The sequence below is a fragment of the Sporofaciens sp. SGI.106 genome (assembly GCF_050314255.1).
Classification (GTDB): domain Bacteria; phylum Bacillota; class Clostridia; order Lachnospirales; family Lachnospiraceae; genus Claveliimonas.
Genome location: NZ_JBNPMZ010000061.1, coordinates 1 through 635, shown reverse-complemented (window position 1 = coordinate 635; position 635 = coordinate 1). Strand labels below are relative to the sequence as shown.

Sequence of the window (635 nt, the reverse complement as noted above, 5' to 3'; positions counted from 1 at the left end):
GGCGAAAACCTGCAGGCATTAGCTGTTGCATTAAATACCGTAGGTGCAGTCAGCATCAAACGCACCCATGAGATTCTTTCCGGAGTATTTAACATTCCGATTGCAACAGGAACGATCAGCAGCATGGTTAAAAGATGCGCTGACAGTCTGAGTGAAACAGTAGGTAAGATCAAAGACAAGATGATTGGTTCCGCACTTGGACATTTCGATGAAACCGGAACCAGAGTGGACAAAAAACTCTGGTGGGTTCATGATGCCTCAAACTGTGAATACACCTATCTTGATATCAGTCCCAAACGTGGAACTGCAGGCATGGAGCAATGCGGCGTTCTCCCGGAATTCAAAGGGATTGCCATGCATGACTGCTGGGCTTCCTACTGGAATTATCCGGATATTCAGCATGCAGTCTGCTGTGCCCATCTTCTCCGTGAATTAACGGGGATTGATGAAAATCACCCTGAGCAGAAGTGGGCATCTGCATTTATAGACCTGTTACTGGAAATGAAAAAGGTCAAAGATAAAGCGGTAGAGAAAGGTAAGGATTCTCTGAGCTATTATCACTATCATAAGTTCGATAAGAAGTATGATGAACTTATCGAACAGGCCAGGAAGGAAAATCCACTTCCCGAAACCAC

At 45.0% G+C, this 635-nt stretch carries 1 protein-coding gene; it reads left to right on the top strand.

The window, feature by feature from the left end; translation table 11 throughout:
• Positions 1–635, top strand: a 635-nt coding sequence (locus tag ACQRCC_RS15570) for an IS66 family transposase (RefSeq protein WP_427851658.1), incomplete at both ends; no start/stop codon positions are given.